Annotated in this window: 16 protein-coding genes; 8 read left to right on the top strand and 8 right to left on the bottom strand. The window is 74.7% G+C overall.

The annotated features are described in order from the left end of the window. Nucleotides 1–1,273, bottom strand: a 1,273-nt coding sequence (locus LCD35_RS16480) for a glycosyltransferase family 4 protein (RefSeq protein ID WP_225044427.1), incomplete at its 3' end; no start/stop codon positions are given. A gap of 155 nt (nucleotides 1,274–1,428) precedes the next feature. Here LCD35_RS16480 and kstR point away from each other — a divergent pair. After that, nucleotides 1,429–2,049 carry a cholesterol catabolism transcriptional regulator KstR gene (gene kstR / locus LCD35_RS16485; protein ID WP_373690079.1) on the top strand — a complete coding sequence of 207 codons (621 nt, stop codon included), beginning with the start codon at nucleotides 1,429–1,431 and terminating at the stop codon, nucleotides 2,047–2,049. A 29-nt stretch (nucleotides 2,050–2,078) separates the two neighbouring features. Here kstR and LCD35_RS16490 read toward each other — a convergent pair whose 3' ends face one another. The 4 genes from LCD35_RS16490 to LCD35_RS16505 form a co-directional block, all read right to left on the bottom strand. Beyond that, nucleotides 2,079–3,110: an MBL fold metallo-hydrolase gene (locus LCD35_RS16490; RefSeq protein ID WP_224977826.1), complete on the bottom strand. Its 1,032-nt coding sequence runs from the start codon at nucleotides 3,108–3,110 to the stop codon at nucleotides 2,079–2,081. A 239-nt stretch (nucleotides 3,111–3,349) separates the two neighbouring features. Then, a complete protein-coding gene (locus tag LCD35_RS16495; protein WP_224958856.1) occupies nucleotides 3,350–4,516 on the bottom strand; it encodes an acetyl-CoA C-acetyltransferase in 1,167 nt (388 codons plus the stop codon). Between the two features lie 31 nt (nucleotides 4,517–4,547). Next, nucleotides 4,548–5,456, bottom strand: a complete 909-nt coding sequence (locus tag LCD35_RS16500; RefSeq protein ID WP_225044428.1) for an SDR family oxidoreductase — start codon at nucleotides 5,454–5,456, stop codon at nucleotides 4,548–4,550. A gap of 30 nt (nucleotides 5,457–5,486) precedes the next feature. Continuing rightward, complete coding sequence (locus LCD35_RS16505) at nucleotides 5,487–6,254, bottom strand: SDR family oxidoreductase (RefSeq protein WP_224968133.1); 768 nt, start codon at nucleotides 6,252–6,254, stop codon at nucleotides 5,487–5,489. A gap of 123 nt (nucleotides 6,255–6,377) precedes the next feature. Here LCD35_RS16505 and LCD35_RS16510 point away from each other — a divergent pair, with 123 nt between their 5' ends. The 4 genes from LCD35_RS16510 to LCD35_RS16525 are packed head-to-tail and all read left to right on the top strand — an operon-like array spanning nucleotide 6,378 to nucleotide 9,821. Then, nucleotides 6,378–7,136, top strand: a complete 759-nt coding sequence (locus LCD35_RS16510) for an enoyl-CoA hydratase family protein (RefSeq protein WP_224958853.1) — start codon at nucleotides 6,378–6,380, stop codon at nucleotides 7,134–7,136. Between the two features lie 5 nt (nucleotides 7,137–7,141). Beyond that, a complete protein-coding gene (locus LCD35_RS16515; RefSeq protein ID WP_224958852.1) occupies nucleotides 7,142–8,005 on the top strand; it encodes a CoA transferase subunit A in 864 nt (287 codons plus the stop codon). Then, on the top strand, nucleotides 8,005–8,751 hold the full coding sequence (locus LCD35_RS16520; protein ID WP_224977825.1) for a CoA-transferase subunit beta: 747 nt from the start codon (nucleotides 8,005–8,007) through the stop codon (nucleotides 8,749–8,751). The genes LCD35_RS16515 and LCD35_RS16520 overlap by 1 nt, the downstream gene beginning before the upstream one ends. 11 nt (nucleotides 8,752–8,762) lie before the next feature. After that, nucleotides 8,763–9,821 (top strand): nitronate monooxygenase family protein, encoded by a 1,059-nt coding sequence (locus tag LCD35_RS16525; protein ID WP_224968137.1) that lies wholly within the window; start codon nucleotides 8,763–8,765, stop codon nucleotides 9,819–9,821. On the opposite strand, the gene LCD35_RS16530 is transcribed toward LCD35_RS16525, so the two are convergent. From LCD35_RS16530 to LCD35_RS16540, 3 genes are read right to left on the bottom strand one after another with little or no spacing between them, the layout of a single operon-like run. Continuing rightward, nucleotides 9,802–10,425 (bottom strand): TetR/AcrR family transcriptional regulator, encoded by a 624-nt coding sequence (locus tag LCD35_RS16530; RefSeq protein WP_224968129.1) that lies wholly within the window; start codon nucleotides 10,423–10,425, stop codon nucleotides 9,802–9,804. The genes LCD35_RS16525 and LCD35_RS16530 overlap by 20 nt on opposite strands. A 46-nt stretch (nucleotides 10,426–10,471) precedes the next feature. Then, entirely contained in the window at nucleotides 10,472–11,251 is a 780-nt protein-coding gene (locus LCD35_RS16535) for an SDR family oxidoreductase (RefSeq protein ID WP_224968126.1), read from the bottom strand. Then, nucleotides 11,248–12,429 (bottom strand): acyl-CoA dehydrogenase family protein, encoded by a 1,182-nt coding sequence (locus LCD35_RS16540; protein ID WP_224968124.1) that lies wholly within the window; start codon nucleotides 12,427–12,429, stop codon nucleotides 11,248–11,250. Before LCD35_RS16540 ends, LCD35_RS16535 begins: the two co-directional genes overlap by 4 nt. Before the next feature lie 133 nt (nucleotides 12,430–12,562). Here LCD35_RS16540 and LCD35_RS16545 point away from each other — a divergent pair, with 133 nt between their 5' ends. Genes LCD35_RS16545 through LCD35_RS16555 form a run of 3 tightly spaced genes read left to right on the top strand, consistent with a single transcriptional unit; the run spans nucleotide 12,563 to nucleotide 15,598 of the window. Beyond that, nucleotides 12,563–13,423 (top strand): enoyl-CoA hydratase, encoded by an 861-nt coding sequence (locus LCD35_RS16545; protein WP_224968122.1) that lies wholly within the window; start codon nucleotides 12,563–12,565, stop codon nucleotides 13,421–13,423. A gap of 13 nt (nucleotides 13,424–13,436) precedes the next feature. Further along, on the top strand, nucleotides 13,437–14,597 hold the full coding sequence (locus LCD35_RS16550) for an acyl-CoA dehydrogenase family protein (protein ID WP_224968120.1): 1,161 nt from the start codon (nucleotides 13,437–13,439) through the stop codon (nucleotides 14,595–14,597). Next, nucleotides 14,594–15,598, top strand: coding sequence for an acyl-CoA dehydrogenase family protein (locus LCD35_RS16555; RefSeq protein ID WP_225044429.1), 1,005 nt, complete (start codon nucleotides 14,594–14,596; stop codon nucleotides 15,596–15,598). The genes LCD35_RS16550 and LCD35_RS16555 overlap by 4 nt, the downstream gene beginning before the upstream one ends. Nucleotides 15,599–15,762 lie beyond the last annotated feature (164 nt).

Genomic DNA, 15,762 nt, shown 5'->3' on the forward strand with positions numbered 1-15,762 from the left:
CGGGGGGTGGGGGCCCCCCCGTTGGGGCGCGGTCGGGGGGGGCCTGTTTCCGCTCGCGCCCAGCCCCCCCCCCCGGGGGGGGGGGGGCCCCCCCCCCCCACGCCCAGCTGTACTCGCGCAGCACCCGCTGCCTGCCGTTCTCGCCCATCCGCCGCCTGCGCTCCGGGTCGTCCAGCAGCGCGCCGAGCGCCCCGGCGAGCGCTTCGGCGTCCCCGGGCGGCACCAGGTCGGCGCACTCCCCGTCCGGTCCGGCGACCTCCGGGATCGCGCCCGCGCGGCTGGCGACCAGCGGGGTGCCGCAGGACATCGCCTCGACTGTGGGCAGCGAGAAGCCCTCGTAGAGCGACGGCACGCAGGCGATCTCGGCGGAGCCGACCAGCTCGGCGAGCTCCTCGTCGCTGATGCCGCTGACGGTGCGGACCGCGCCGGAGATGTCCAGCTCGTCGATGAGCCGCTCGGTCGGCCCGCCCGGGGTCGGCGAGGCGACGAGAACGAGTTCCACCTCGCGCTCGGTGCGCAGCTTCGCCACCGCCTCCAGCAGCGTGCCGACGCCCTTGAGCGGGGTGTCCGCGCTGGCCATCGCGACGATCCGGCCGGGCACCCGCGGGCGCTCCGGCGGCCGGAACACCTCGTGGTCCACGCCGAGCGGCACCACCCGCAGCCGTCCCGGGTCCACGCCGAAGTCCTCGACGATGTCGCGGGCCGAGGATTCCGAGACGGTGAGCAGTTCGGGGATCCGCCGCGCCACCCGGCCCTGCATCCGCAGGAACCCGTACCAGCGGCGCACCCCGAACCGCCGCCAGCCCTCGGCGGCGGCCAGCTCCAGCCTGCGGTCGTGGGTGATCGGGTGGTGCACGGTCGCCACCAGCGGCAGCCCGGCGCGGCGCAGCCCCAGCAGCCCGTAGCCGAGGCACTGGTTGTCGTGCACCACGTCGAACTCGCCGGCCCGCGCCCGCAGCAGCTTCGCCGCGCGCAGGCTGAAGGTGAGCGGTTCCGGGAAGCCCGCCGACCACATGGTCGCGACCTCCAGCACATCGGTGAGGTCGCGCAGCTCCCGCCAGTGCGGGGTGCGGAACGGGTCGGGTTCCCGGTAGAGGTCCAGGCTCGGCACCCGGGTCAGCTCCACGCCCGGGTCCAGGTCCGGGTACGGCGGGCCGGAGAACACCTCGACGCGGTGGCCGAGCCCGACCAGTTCGCGGCTCAGGTTCCGGACGTAGACGCCTTGCCCGCCGCAGTGCGGCTTGCTCCGGTACGACAGCAGCGCTACTCGCACGAATTCACCTCGCAGGGCCGCCGCGGCACGCAACGGGTAGAGTGGAACATGTTCTCATCCAGGCATGCGGCCGGCGCAGCCCCGCCGGGAGGGACGCCGCCCCCGCGGGCGGCGCAGCGAGACCGACGCAAGAGAGGACCGACCTCATGAACGCCATGCCGCGACGCGGTGCCGCGAGCAGCGCGGCCAGCCTGCTGGCCGACGACCAGGGCGGCTCGGCGGCGCAGAACGCGCGTCGCAAGCGGATCATCGACGCCACCATCGCCCTCGCGGGCAAGGGCGGTTACGAGGCCGTGCAGATGCGCGCGGTGGCCGAGAAGGCCGACGTGGCGCTGGGAACGCTCTACCGGTACTTCCCGTCCAAGATCCACCTGTTGGTGACCGGCCTGGCCCGCGAGTTCGAGCGGTCGCTGGACCGGCTGGACCGCAGCAAGATCCCCGGCGACACCCCGTACGACCGGGTGCTGCACGTGCTGTCCCGCACGACCCGCACCATGCAGCGCAACCCGCAGTTGACCGAGGCGATGACGCGGGCGTTCATGTTCGCCGACACCTCGGCGGCCAACGAGGTCGACGCGGTCGGCGCGCTGACCGAGGCGCTGTTCAGCGGGGCGATGACCACCGGCGACGAGGAGCCGACCGACGAGCAGCGCGCGATCGCCCGCGTGATCGCGGACGTGTGGCTGTCCAACCTGGTCGCCTGGGTGACCCGCCGCGCCTCGGCGACCGACGTGGCGAACCGGCTGGAGCTCACGGTTCGCCTGCTGCTGCGCTGAAACCCGGCGCGCGCTGTGCCGCCGTCCCATCAGGCCTGCCGGTAGCGGTCGACACCGTCCGATGTGGACCGGCGCAGGCGGCCGCGCTCCACCAGCACGTCCAGGTGCGCCAGGGTCTCGCCGACGGCCAGGATCCGGTTGAACTCGTCCAGGTCGGCGAAGGCCCGCTCCCGGCGGGTCCAGCCGAGCACGCCCGCGACCTCGAAGCCGGTCGCCGCGCCCGCGAGCACGGCGGCCGCGGTCTGGTCGAGGCGCCGCTCGTGGTGGTCGAGGAGTTCGGCGACCCTGGCGTGCGCGCTGCCGGTGACCGGTCCGTGCGCGGGCAGCAGCCGCAGGTCCGGCAGCTCGCCGACCAGCCGCAGCGAGCTCAGGTAGTCACCGAGCGGCAGCGGGGTGCGGGCGGCCTCCAGCCCGATGGACGGCGTGATGTGCGGCAGCACGTGGTCCCCGGCGAACAGCAACCCGTTCGCCGCGTCGACGAACACGACGTGCCCGCGGGTGTGGCCGGGGGTCTCCAGCACGCGCAGCGTCCGGGAACCGACCCGGACCTCGGCACCGTCGTCGAGCCACTCGTCGGGCTGCTCGTAGTCCTGCTCCGGCCCGCCGCCGACGCCGACGAGCGCGTCGCGCACCATCGCGGCGAGCTCGTCCCCACCGGCGCGTTCCAGCTTGCCGAGCTGCCGGTCCGCGGTGCCGTCCAGCAGCGCCTCCAGCGAGGGGCGTTCGCCCGCGCCGAGGGCGATGGTGGCGCCGGTCTCGGCGCGCAGCCGCACCGCGAGGGTGTAGTGGTCCCGGTGCAGGTGGGTGACCAGGAACCGGCGCACGTCGCCGATCCCGCGCTCCAGCAGCCCGAGGCCGCGCTCCAGCGCTTCGCGGGCCTCCGGCAGCGCCCACCCGGCGTCGACGAGCGCCAGCCCGTCGCCGTCCTCCAGGGCGTAGACGTTGACCGCGCGCAGCCCGTCGCCGGGCATGGGCAGCGGGATCCGGTGCACCCCGGGCGCGACCTCGAACGCCCCGGGTTCGATCCACTCGTGCCGCCCGCGCGCCACGTCCACTTCCACCAACCGAACCTCCCGGATGACGACCTCGCCCCTGGCAAGGTAAACGTGAAATGTCCTCAGAAGGTCACGTGCGGTCTAGAACACACCTCCCGGGCGGGCTCCGGAGCACGGTCCGGACCGGCGCAACGCCCTCCGGCCGGGCGCGCGGCCCCGCCCGCACCCGGCCGACCAGCGATGGCTCCGCCGAGCAGGAATCCTGACATCCGATCGGTGATCCGCGCCACGTGGCCCCGGCCGCGCTAGTCGCCGAGCCGTTCGAGGACGGTGACGTTCGCGGTGCCGCCTCCCTCGCACATCGTCTGCAGGCCGTAGCGGCCGCCGGTGCGCTCCAGCTCGCCCAGCATCGTCGCCATCAGCTTCGTCCCGGTCGCGCCCAGCGGATGCCCGAGCGCGATCGCGCCGCCATTCGGGTTGACCTTCGCCGGATCCACGTCGATCTCCCGCTGCCAGGCCAGCACCACGCTCGCGAACGCCTCGTTGATCTCCACCACGTCCAGGTCGGACGCGGACAGCCCCGCCTTCCGCAGCGCGTGCCGGGTGGCCTCGATCGGCGCGGACAGCATCAGCACCGGGTCGTCGCCGCGCACGCTCAGGTGGTGGACGCGGGCCCGCGGGCGCCAGCCGTGCGCGGCCACCGCCCGCTCCGAGGCCACCAGCAGCGCCGAGGCGCCGTCGGAGAGCTGGCTGGACACCCCGGCGGTGAGCAGCCCGTCCGGCCGCAGCGGCCGGAGCGCGGCCAGCTTCTCCGGCCCGGTGTCGCGGCGCGGCCCCTCGTCCCGCTCCACCCCGGCGACCGGCACCAGCTCGGCGTCGAAGCGGCCCTCGTCGATCGCGGCGATCGCACGGCGGTGGCTGCGCAGCGCGAACTCCTCCATGTCGGCGCGCGAGACGCCCCAGTGCCGCGCGATGAGCTCGGCGCCCTGGAACTGGGTCACCTCGGCGTCGCCGTAGCGCCGCTGCCAGCCGTGCGAACCCGAGTCCGGTCCGTAGGCCACCGGGAAGTCCAGGCCGTCCGCGGCGCGCAGCGCGCTGCCGATCGGGATGGCGCTCATGTTCGCCACCCCGCCCGCGACGACCACGTCCGCGGTGCCGCTGAGCACCGCCTGCGCCGCGAAGTGCACCGCCTGCTGCGAGGAACCGCACTGCCGGTCGATCGTCACGCCCGGCACGTGCTCCGGGAAGCCGGCGGCGAGCCAGCCGGTGCGGGCGATGTTGCCCGCCTGCGCGCCGACCGCGTCCACGCAGCCCCACACCACGTCGTCCACTTCGCCGGGGTCGGCACCGGTGCGCCGCACCAGCGCCTGCAGCACGTGCGCGGACAGGTCCGCCGGGTGCACCCCGCTGAGCCCGCCGCCGCGCTTGCCCACCGGGGTCCGCAGCGCGTCGACGATGTACGCCTCGGTCATCTCGCTCCCGTCGTTGCGGCCCTGTTCGGATTCACGCCCCGTAGACCGGTTCCGGTTCGGGGTCGCGGCGCAGCAGGTCGTGCACCACCGCGCCGAGTTCCGCCGGATCGCGGCGGCGGCCCGCGTCGTCGCCGGCGCCGTGGCGCCAGCCGGTCATCAGCCGCACCTCGCCGCCCTGCACCTCGAAGACGCGTCCGGTGACGGCGGCCGATTCGGCGCTGCCGAGCCACACCACCAGCGGGGAGACGTTCTCCGGCGCCATCGCGTCGAAACCTCCCCCGTCCGGGCGGGCCATGTCGGCGGCGAACACCTGCTCGGTCATCCGGGTGCGCGCCGCCGGGGCGATCGCGTTCGCGGTGACGCCGTAGCGGCCGAGCTCGGCGGCGGCGTTCACCGTCAGCGCGGCGATGCCCGCCTTCGCCGCCGCGTAGTTGCCCTGCCCGACGCTGCCGAGCAGGCCCGCGCCGGAGCAGGTGTTCACGATGCGCGCGTCCACCCGCTCCCCCGCCTTCGCGCGGTCCCGCCAGTGCGCGGCCGCGTGCCGCATCGTCGCCGCGTGGCCCTTGAGGTGGACGCGCAGCACCTCGTCCCACTCCTGCTCGGCGAGGTTCACCAGCATCCGGTCCCGCACGAAGCCCGCGTTGTTCACCAGCACGTCCAGCCGCCCGAAGGTCGCCACCGCGCGCGCCACCAGCCGCTCGGCCTGCGCCCAGTCGGCCACGTCGGACCCGTCGGCGACGGCCTCGCCTCCGGCGGCCCGGATCTCCGCGACGACCGCGTCGGCGGCCGCGGCGTCCCCACCACCGCCATCGAGGCCGACTCCGATGTCGTTGACCACCACCGACGCGCCCTGGCGGGCGAACTCCAGCGCGTGGGCGCGGCCGCGGCCGCGCGCCGCACCGGTCACCACGACCACCCTGCCCGCGCAGATTCCCGTCACGGCCACCTCCTGCTCGTCGTCGGGCGCCGATCAGCCCGGCGCCTGGAACCGCTCGGCCAGCCGCGCCAGGTTCGGGTGCGGCTCACCGCCGCCGTGCACGGACAGCACGTCCCCGGTCAGGTAGCCGGCCAGCGGTGAGGCGAGGAACGCGCACAGCGCGCCGACCTCCTCCGGTTCCGCCGGGCGGCCCAGCGGAATCCCCGCCGCGAAGCCGGAATCGCCCGCCGGGACGCCGAAGTGCTCGGCGAAGTTCTCGGTGCTCGCCACGCCCACCGCGACCGCGTTCACCCGCACCGCGGGCGCGAACTCCAGCGCGAGCGTGCGGGTCAGGTTCTCCAGCCCGGCCTTCGCGGCCGCGTAGGCGGCGATGGTGGGCGCGGGCCGCCGTGCCGCCACGCTGCTGATCATGGTGATGGAGCCGCCGGTCTCCCGCAGAGCCGGCCACGCCCGCTGGCTGACCAGCAGCGGTGCCAGCAGGTTCAGCTCGACGACCTTCGCGTGGAACCGCGGCGAGGCGGTGGCGGTGTCCGCGGGCGGCGCGCCACCGGCGTTGTTCACCAGCACGTCGAGCCGGCCCTCCGCGCGCACGATCGCCGCGATCAGCTCGTCCACCTGGTCCGGGTCGCGCACGTCGGCCGCCCGGAATTCGGCCTCCGGCGGCGCCTCCGGTGGGTTCCGGGAGCAGACCCACACCCGGGCGCCCGCCCGCCGCAGCACGGCCGCGATGCCCGCGCCGATGCCGCGGATTCCGCCGGTCACCAGCGCGACCCGGCCGGACAGGTCGATCTCGACGCTCATGGACGCCTCCGGAATTCGTTGCCGCTGCTGGGAAATCCGGTTCCGCTCCGCCTCTGGCGAGGACTTCGCGGCGGTTGCTACCGTACCAGCAACAACCTAACAAGTGCTAGGTTCGGTGATGCCATGACAGTCCGGATCCACCGCCACGACAACGGAATCGCGGTGCTGACCGTCGACCACCCACCGGTGAACGCCCTCCCCGCGCGGGGCTGGCTCGACCTCGCCGAAGCCGTCCGCGCTCAGGGCGCCGATCCCGGCGTCCGGGTGCTCGTGCTGCGGGCCGAAGGCCGCGGGTTCAACGCGGGCGTGGACATCAAGGAACTCGCCGCCGACCCCGGGCACGGCAAGCTGATCGAGGTCAACCGCGGCTGCTACGAGGCCTTCCGCGAGGTCTACGAGTGCCCGGTACCGGTGATCAGCGCCGTGCACGGGTTCTGCCTGGGCGGCGGCATCGGGCTGGTCGGCAACTCGGACGTCGTGCTGGCGAGCGAGGACGCCTACTTCGGGCTGCCGGAGGTGGACCGGGGCGCGCTCGGCGCCGCCACCCACCTGTCCCGGCTGGTGCCGCCGCACTTCGCGCGCGCCATGTTCTACACCGGGCGCACCGCCACGGCGCGGCAGCTCGCCGACTTCGGCTCGGTGTGGGACGTCGTCGAACCCGCGCGGCTGCCCGCGGCGGCGCTGGAACTCGCCGGCGAGATCGCCGCGAAGGACCCGCTGGTCATCCGCAAGGCCAAGGAATCGCTCAACGGCATCGACCCGGTGGACGTGCACCGCAGCTACCGGTTCGAGCAGGGGTTCACCTTCGAGCTCAACCTCAGCGGGGTGTCCGACCGAGCCCGGGAGGAGTTCGTGCACGGCGACTCCCGGCGGGGAGGGTGAGGGCGGTGCGGGACAAGCTGGTGAGCCCCGACGAGATCGCGGGGCGGCTGCGCAGCGGGATGACCATCGGCATCGGCGGCTGGGGTTCCCGGCGCAAGCCGATGGCGCTGGTGCGGGCGATCCTGCGCACCGAGGTGCGCGATCTGACGCTGGTCTCCTACGGCGGCCCGGACGTCGGACTGCTGGCCGCCGCGGGCAGGCTGCGGAAGGTGGTGCACGGGTTCGTGTCGTTGGACTCGATCCCGCTGGACCCGCACTTCCGGGCGGCGCGCCAGCGCGGGGAGCTCGCGGTCGCCGAGTACGACGAGGGCATGGTGCTGGCGGGCCTGCGCGCCGCGGCCGCGCGGCTGCCGTTCCTGCCGACCCGCGCCGGGCTCGGCTCCGACGTGCCCGCGCTCGACCCGGAGCTGCGCACCGTGCGCTCCCCCTACCCGGACGGCGAGGAGCTGCTGGCGATGCCCGCGCTGCGGCTGGACGCGGCGCTGGTGCACCTCAACCGCGCCGACCGGCACGGCAACGCCCAGTACCTCGGGCCCGACCCGTACTTCGACGACCTGATGTGCGCCGCCGCCGACCACGGCTACCTCAGCTGCGAGCGGGTGGTGCCGACCGAGGAGCTGCTGCGAGGCGGGCCGGTGCAGTCGCTGCTGCTGGACCGCACCCACGTGGACGCGGTCGCGGAGACCCCGCGCGGCGCGCACTTCACCTCCTGCGCCCCGGACCACGAGCGGGACGAGGCGTTCCAGCGCCGCTACGCCGCGGCCGCCGCCGACGCGGCGAGCTGGCAGGCGTTCCACGACGAGTTCCTCGCCGGGGACGAACGGTCCTACCAGGCCGCGGTGGACGCGGCGCGGGAGGTGAACGGGTGATGGACGCGACCAGGGCGGAGGTGTGCGCCGCGGCCTGCGCCGACAGCTGGCACGACGCCGGGGAGGTGCTGGCCTCCCCGTTCGGGCTGATCCCCGCGCTCGGCGCCCGGCTGGCCCGGCTGACCACGGCACCGGACCTGCTGCTCACCGACGGGGAGGCGGTGCTGCTGACCGAACCGCCCCCACTGGGCCGCGAATCCGAGGCGGCCACCGCCGAGGGCTGGATGCCGTACCGCCGGGTCCTCGACCTGCTCGCGGGCGGGCGCAGGCGGGTGATGATGGGCGCCACCCAGATCGACCGGTACGGCAACCAGAACATCTCCCGGATCGGGCCGTGGGAGCGGCCGAAGGTGCAGCTGATCGGGGTGCGCGGGGCGCCGGGCAACAGCGTCAACCACGTCACGAACTACTGGGTGCCGAAGCACGGCGAGCGGACCTTCGTGGAACGCGTCGACCTGGTCTGCGGTGTCGGGCACGACCGGGCCACCGGTGCCGCCGGCCGGTTCCACGACGTGCGGGTGGTGGTCACCGACCTCGCGGTGCTCGACTTCGCCGGGCCGGACCGGACGATGCGGCTGCGCTCGGTGCACCCGGGCGTGACCGTGCGGGAGGTGCGGCAGCGCACCGGGTTCGAGCTGGACACCTCGGCGGTCGCCGAGACCCGGCTGCCGTCGGCCGAGGAGCTGGAGCTGATCCGCGGCAGGCTGGACCCGGACGGGCTGCGGCACCGGGAGGTGCCCGCGTGAGCGCGCCGCGGCTGGACACCGCGCTGTGCCGGTTGACCGGGGTGCGCCATCCGATCGTGCAGACCGGGATGGGCTGGGTCGCGGGCCCGCGGCTCGTGTCGGCGACCGCGGAGGCGGGGGCGCTCGGCATCCTCGCCTCCGCCACGATGAGCCGCGAGCGGCTGGCCGCCGCCATCCGGGAGGTGCGGGAGCGCACCGACCGGCCGTTCGGGGTGAACCTGCGCGCCGATGCCGCCGACGCCGAGCAGCGGGTGGACCTGCTCATCCGCGAACGGGTACCGGTCGCCTCGTTCGCGCTGCTGCCCGCCGAACGGCTCGTCGGCAAGCTCAAGGACGCGGGCATCGTGGTGATCCCCTCCGTCGGGGCGCGCAGGCACGCCGAGAAGGTCGCGGCGTGGGGCGCGGACGCGGTGCTGGTGCAGGGCGGCGAGGGCGGCGGGCACACCGGCCCGGTCGCCACCACCGTGCTGCTGCCGCAGGTGCTCGACGCGGTGGACCTGCCGGTGATCGCCGCGGGCGGGTTCTTCGACGGGCGCGGGCTGGCCGCCGCGCTCTGCTACGGCGCGGCCGGGATCGGCATGGGGACCCGGTTCCTGCTCACCCGCGACAGCCCGGTGCCGGACGAGGTGAAGCGGCGCTACCTCGCCGCGGGCGCGCACGAAGCGCTGGTGACCGCGCGGGTGGACGGGATGCCGCACCGGATGCTGCGCAGCGCGCTCACCGACACCGCCGAATCCCGGTGGCGGCGGCTGCCCGGCGCGTTGCGGCGGGCGGCGGCGTTCAAGGCGAGCAGCGGGCTGACCTGGCGCGCGATGCTCGCCGAAGGCCGGTCGATGCGGCGCCGCCGCGAGATGCCGTGGAGCGCGGTGCTGCTGGCCGCCAACACGCCCGCGCTGATCGAGGCGGGACTGGTGCGCGGCGACACCGAGGCCGGGGTGCTGCCCGCCGGGCAGGTGGTCGGCGCGCTCGACGAGCTGCCCGGCTGCGCGGAGCTCGTGGCGCGGATCGTCGCGGACGCCACCCGCGTGCTCGGTGAGACCGCCGCGCGGGTCACGCCCGCGGCGCCATGATCCCCTCGCACAGCAGCGTCACGTGCTGGTCGGCGATCACCTGGGCGTTCAGCCTGCCGCGCGGGTTGTACCAGTGCACCGTGGTCCACACCGTGTCCCGGATGAACCGGTAGGCGATCTTGACATGCAGGTCGTCGCGGAACACGCCGTCCCGCTGCCCCTGCTGCAGCACCTTGGTCCAGGTGCGCTCGAAGTCGTTGCCCGCCCGGCGCAGGTAGGCGAAGCGGTCGAACTGCGCCAGGTGCTTCGCCTCGTTCTGGTAGATCGTCACCGCCGAGCGGTACCGGTCCATCGCCTGGAACGAGCGCCGCACCAGCTCGGTGATGGTGGTCCGCGGGTCGTGGTCCTCGCGCAGCACCTCGGCGTAGAGCTCCTGCTGGTAGCCGAGGAATTCGCGGAGGATCTCGTCGACCATCGACTCCTTGGAGTCGAAGTGGTGGTAGAGGCTGCCGGACAGGATGCCGGCGGCGTCGGCGATCTCGCGGACGGTGGTGACCACGAAGCCGCGCCGCGCGAACAGGTCGGCGGCGATCGCGAGCAGTTCCGCCCGCCGCCGCGACCCGGTCGCCGCCACGTCCCCGGCCGAGCGCTTGCTTCCCACCATCCCACCATCCTCTCACCACCCCGGGGCGGTGCTCGTTCGCCGGGTCTCAGGGGTGCTGGCTGCTGACCGAGAGGACCTCTCCGGTCAGGTAGGTGGCGTAGTCGGAGGCGAGGAACACGATGGTGTTCGCGACCTCCCAGGGCTCGGCGGAGCGGCCGAACGCCTCGCGGGATTCGAGTTCCGCGAGCAGCGGCGCGGAGGTGACCTTCGCCAGGTGCGGGTGCAGCACCAGGCTCGGCGCCACCGCGTTGACCCGGACGCCGAACTCGGCGGCGTCGAGGGCGGCGCACCGGGTCAACGCCATCACCCCGGCCTTCGCGGCCGCGTAGTGCGCCTGCCCGGCCTGCGCGCGCCAGCCGACCACCGAGGCGTTGTTCACCACCACTCCCCCGCCGCCGGCGTCCCGGAAGTGCCGGATCGCGGCGCGGGTGCAGCGGAACGTGCCGTTGAGGGTGATGTCGAGGACGCCGTCCCACTGCTCGTCTGTCATGTCCTGGATCGCGGCCGTGCCGCCGAGCCCGGCGTTGTTGACGACCACGTCCAGCCGGCCGAACTCGGCGGCGGCGGCGGCGAACAGGTCCGCCACCTGCTGCTCGTCGGTGACGTCGCAGGGCACGGCGAGCACCTGCGCGCCCGGCAGCTCGGCGAGTTCGGCGCGGGTGGCCTCCAGCCGCCGTTCGTGCCGGTCGCTGAGCACGACCCGGGCGCCTTCGCGCAGCATCCGGCGGGCGGTGGCCGCGCCGATCCCCGTTCCCGCGGCGGCGGTGACGAGCGCGGTCCGGCCGGTCAGCAGCGCGTGCGGGGCGGGTTCGGCGGGAGCGGTCACGGCCGGGCCTCCTTCGGCAGGCCGAGCACCCGCTCGGCGATGATGGTGCGCTGGATCTCGTTGGAGCCGCCGTAGATCGTGTCGGCGCGGGAGAACAGGAACAGCCGCTGCCCCTCGTCGAGCTCGTAGGGCGCTCCGGCGGCGACCAGCCCGCAGGCTCCCGCGACCTCCACGGCCAGTTCGCCGAGGCCGCGGTGGAAGGTCGCCCAGTGCAGCTTCGCGATGGAGGCCTCCGGCCCGGCCGTGCCCTCGGCGACGCCGGTGAGGGTGCGCAGCGCGGTGAACCGCATGACCTCCAGCCCGATCCACGCCCGGGTGATCTTGTCGCGCAGCACGGGGTCGTCCATCGCCCCGTTGCGGCGGGCGAGGTCGGTGATGCGTTCCAGTTCGCGCCGGAACACCACCTGCTGGTCGATGGTGCCGACGCCGCGTTCGAAGCCGAGGGTGCCCATGGCGACCCGCCAGCCGTCGCCGACCTCGCCGACGACGTGCTCGGCGGCGGTGCGGGCGCCGTCGAAGAACACCTCGTTGAACTCGGAGGTGCCGGTGAGCTGCACGATGGGCCGCACCTCGACGCCCGGCCGGTCCATCGGCAGCAGCAGGCAGGACAGCCCGCGGTGGCGCTGCCCCGGCGGCCCGGTGCGGGCGAGCAGGAAGCACCAGTCCGCCTGGTGCGCCAGCGAGGTCCACGTCTTCTGCCCGTCGATCACCCAGTCCGGCCCGTCGCGCCGCGCCCGGGTGGACACGTTCGCCAGGTCGGAACCGGCCGAGGGTTCCGAGTAGCCCTGGCACCACAGCTCGCGGACCGCCACGATCTCCGGCAGGAACCGGCGGCGCTGCTGCTCGGTGCCGAAGGCGATCAGCGTGGGCCCGAGCAGTTCCTCGCCGACGTGGCCGACGCGCACCGGTGCCGCGGCCCGCGCGTACTCCTCGTGGAAGATCATCTGCTGCGCGGTGGAGGCGCCGCGGCCGCCGTGCTCCACCGGCCAGCCCAGGCAGGTCCAGCCGCCGTCGGCGAGCAGCCGGTCCCAGGCCAGCCGGACCTCGAACGCCTCGTGCTCGCTGCCCGGGCCGCCGAGCCCGCGGGCGTCGGCGAACTCGCCGGTGAGGTGGTCGCCGAGCCAGTCGCGGACCTCGCGGCGGAACGCCGCTTCGGCCGGGCTGTCGGTGAGGTCCATCCGAGCACCGCCTTCCACCGGGTCACGATTTCGGATTCTCCAGCAGTGGACGGGAAAATCAACCCCTACCAAGCACTTGCTAGTGTCGGCTAGCCTCGGGTGGCCGGGCGACTCCCGCGACGAGGAGCAGACGATGGCCGACGACGAACCGGTGGTGCGCTACGAGCGGGTCGAGCGGACCGCCGTGGTGACGATGAACCGGCCGCGGTATCGCAACGCGCAGAACTCCGCGATGACCTACGCGCTCGACGACGCGTTCTACCGGGCCTGCGCCGACGACGAGGTCGGGGCGATCGTGCTGGCCGGGGCGGGCGAGCACTTCTCCGCGGGCCACGACATCGGCTCCCCCGGCCGGGACGCGGACGTGGACTTCGAACGCCGCGCCGGGCTGTGGTGGGGCCACGTCGGCCGGTCCGGCGGGGAGTCCCGCTTCGCCCGCGAGCAGGAGGTGTACCTGGGCATGTGCCGCCGCTGGCGGGAGATGCCGAAGCCGGTGGTCGCGAGCGTGCAGGGCGCGTGCGTCGCGGGCGGGCTGATGCTGGCGTGGGTGTGCGACCTGGTCGTGGCCGCCGAGGACGCGTTCTTCGCCGATCCGGTGGTGCGGATGGGGATTCCGGGCGTCGAGTACTTCGTGCACCCGTGGGTGCTGGGACCGCGGGTCGCGAAGGAGCTGCTGTTCACCGGCAGGCGGTTGAGCGCGCGGCGGGCGCACGAGATCGGCATGGTCACCGAGGTGGTGCCCCGCGACCGGCTCGCCGAGACCTCGCTGGCGCTGGCCGCCGAGGTGGCGGCGATGCCCCGGTTCGGGCTGGCGCTGGCGAAGAAGGCCGTCAACCAGGCCGAGGACCTGATGGGCAGGCACAGCGGCCTCGATTCGGCGTTCGGGTTGCACCACCTGGCGCACGCGCACAACGCCGAGGTCGGCGGCGACTCGCTGGCCGGCATGGACGCGAAGGGCATGAAGCGGGCCGCCGACGACGACCCGCCCCGCTGAACCGGAGGACGCCGTGGACCTGACGTTCGCAGCCGAGGACCTGGCGTTCCGCGACGAGGTGCGGGCGTGGCTCGCGGCCAACCTGCCCCCGGAACCGCTGCCGTCGCTGGAGACCGAGCGCGGTTTCGCCGCGCACCGCGAGTGGGAGCGCGCCCTGCACGCGGCGCGGCTGTCGGTGGTGTCCTGGCCGGTGGAGTTCGGCGGCCGCGACGCGTCCCTGGTGCGCTGGCTGCTGTTCGAGGAGGAGTACCACGCGGCCGGGGCGCCGGGCCGGGTCGGGCAGAACGGGATCTTCCTGCTGGCGCCGACGATGTTCGAGCACGGCACGCCGCGGCAGCGCGAGCGCTACCTGCCCCGGATGGCGTCCGGGGAGGAGGTCTGGGCGCAGGCCTGGTCCGAACCCGAGGCGGGCAGCGACCTCGCCGGAATCCGCAGCCGAGCCCACCGGGTGCCGGGCGGCTGGCGGTTGTCCGGGCAGAAGACGTGGAGTTCGCGGGCCGCGTTCGCCGACCGCGCGTTCGGGCTGTTCCGCAGCGACCCGGACGCGCAGCGGCACCGCGGGCTCACCTACTTCCTGTTCCCGCTGGACGCCGAAGGCGTCGTGGTGCGCCCGATCCCCCGGCTGGACGGGAAGCCCGCGTTCGCGGAGATCTTCCTGGACGAGGTGTTCGTGCCGGACGAGGACGTGCTCGGCGGTGTCGGCGAGGGCTGGCGGGTGGCGATGAGCACCGCGAGCAGCGAACGCGGCCTGTCGCTGCGCAGCCCCGGCCGGTTCCTGGCGGCGGCCCGCCGGCTGGTGCGGGTGTGGCGGGAGCGCGGCGCGGACCGGGAGGCGCGGGACGGGGTGGTGGCCGCGTGGCTCGGCGCGCAGGCCTACCGGCTGGCGACGTTCGAGACGGTGACGAAGGTGCTGGGCGGCGCGCGGATCGGCGCGGAGGCGAGCCTCACCAAGCTGTTCTGGTCCGAGCTGGACATCGCGCTGCACGAGACGGCGCTGGACCTGCTAGGCCCGGACGGGGAGCTCGCCGCCGACTCCCCGGGCGCACCGGACGGCGGTGCCTGGGCCGAGGGGCACCTGTTCGCGCTGGCCGGACCGATCTACGCGGGCACCAACGAGATCCAGCGCAACGTCGTCGCCGAGCGGCTGCTCGGCCTGCCCCGGGAGCCGCGATGAGGTTCACCCGCACCACCGCGCAGCAGGACATGGCCGAGTCGTTGCGCGCACTGCTGGCCGATGTCGGCGGAACCGCACTGGCACGGGCCTGGTCGGACGGGGACGCGGCGCCGTGGTGGCGCTGCTGGGGGCGGCTGGGCGAACTGGGCGCGTGCGGGGTCGCGGTGCCCGGCGAGTTCGGCGGGCTCGGACTGGGCGCGGTGGAGACCGCGGTGTGCCTGGAGGAGTTCGGGTACGCGGGGCTGCCCGGGCCGGTGGTGGAGACCGTCGCGGTCGCGCCCGCGCTGCTGGCGGGCAGCGCCGATCAGCACCGGCTGCCGGAGCTCGCCGCCGGGCGGGCGGTGCTGGCGGTCGCGTTCGACGAGCTCGTGCCGCGCGCGCTGGACGCCGACGTGGCCGCGGCCACCTACCGCTGCGCCGGGACGCGGGTGCTCCGCGCGGACCCGGTCGGTGCGCCGGAGCGGTCGGTCGATCCGGTGCGGCGGCTGTGGGCGCTCGGGGCGGCCGGCACCGCGGTGGCCGGGGCGCGTCCGGCCGCCGCGTTCGACGCCGGGGTGCTGGGGTGCGCGGCGCAGCTGCTGGGTGCGGGGCGGCGGTTGCTGGACGACTCGGTGCGGCACGTGCGAGACCGCCACCAGTTCGGCAGGCCCGTCGGGAGCTTCCAGGCCGTCAAGCACCACCTGGCGGACGTGGCGCTGCGGCTGGAGTTCGCCCGGCCGCTGCTGCACGGGGCGTGCCTGTCGCGGGACGCCGGTGCGGGGCACGCGGCGCGGGACGCCTCGGCCGCGAAGCTCGCCGCGGCCGCGGCCGCGCACCTGGCCGCGCGCACCGCGCTGCAGGTGCACGGCGCGATCGGCTACACCGCCGAACACCCGCTGCACCTCTGGACGCTGAAGGCCACCGCGCTGCGCGCCGCCTGGGGCGACCCCGCCTGGCACCGCCGCCGCATCGCCGACGCCCTAGCGGCCGGAAGCACCGCCGACATCGGAACCCGCAGTTGAACTCCTGCCACGAGACGGGTGGTCCTGTCGGTTTCCCCTCAGCGGCGCAGCCGCTGAGCGGCGACCACCAGAGCAAGCCGACCAACCGCGGGTTCTCAGCGGTTCCCTCGCGAGGACAGCGATTTCCCTCGTGGCGGAGCCACTTGGGAAATCGATCCCGCAGC

The sequence above is a fragment of the Saccharopolyspora sp. 6V genome, assembly GCF_020176785.1.
Lineage (GTDB): Bacteria > Actinomycetota > Actinomycetes > Mycobacteriales > Pseudonocardiaceae > Saccharopolyspora_C > Saccharopolyspora_C gregorii.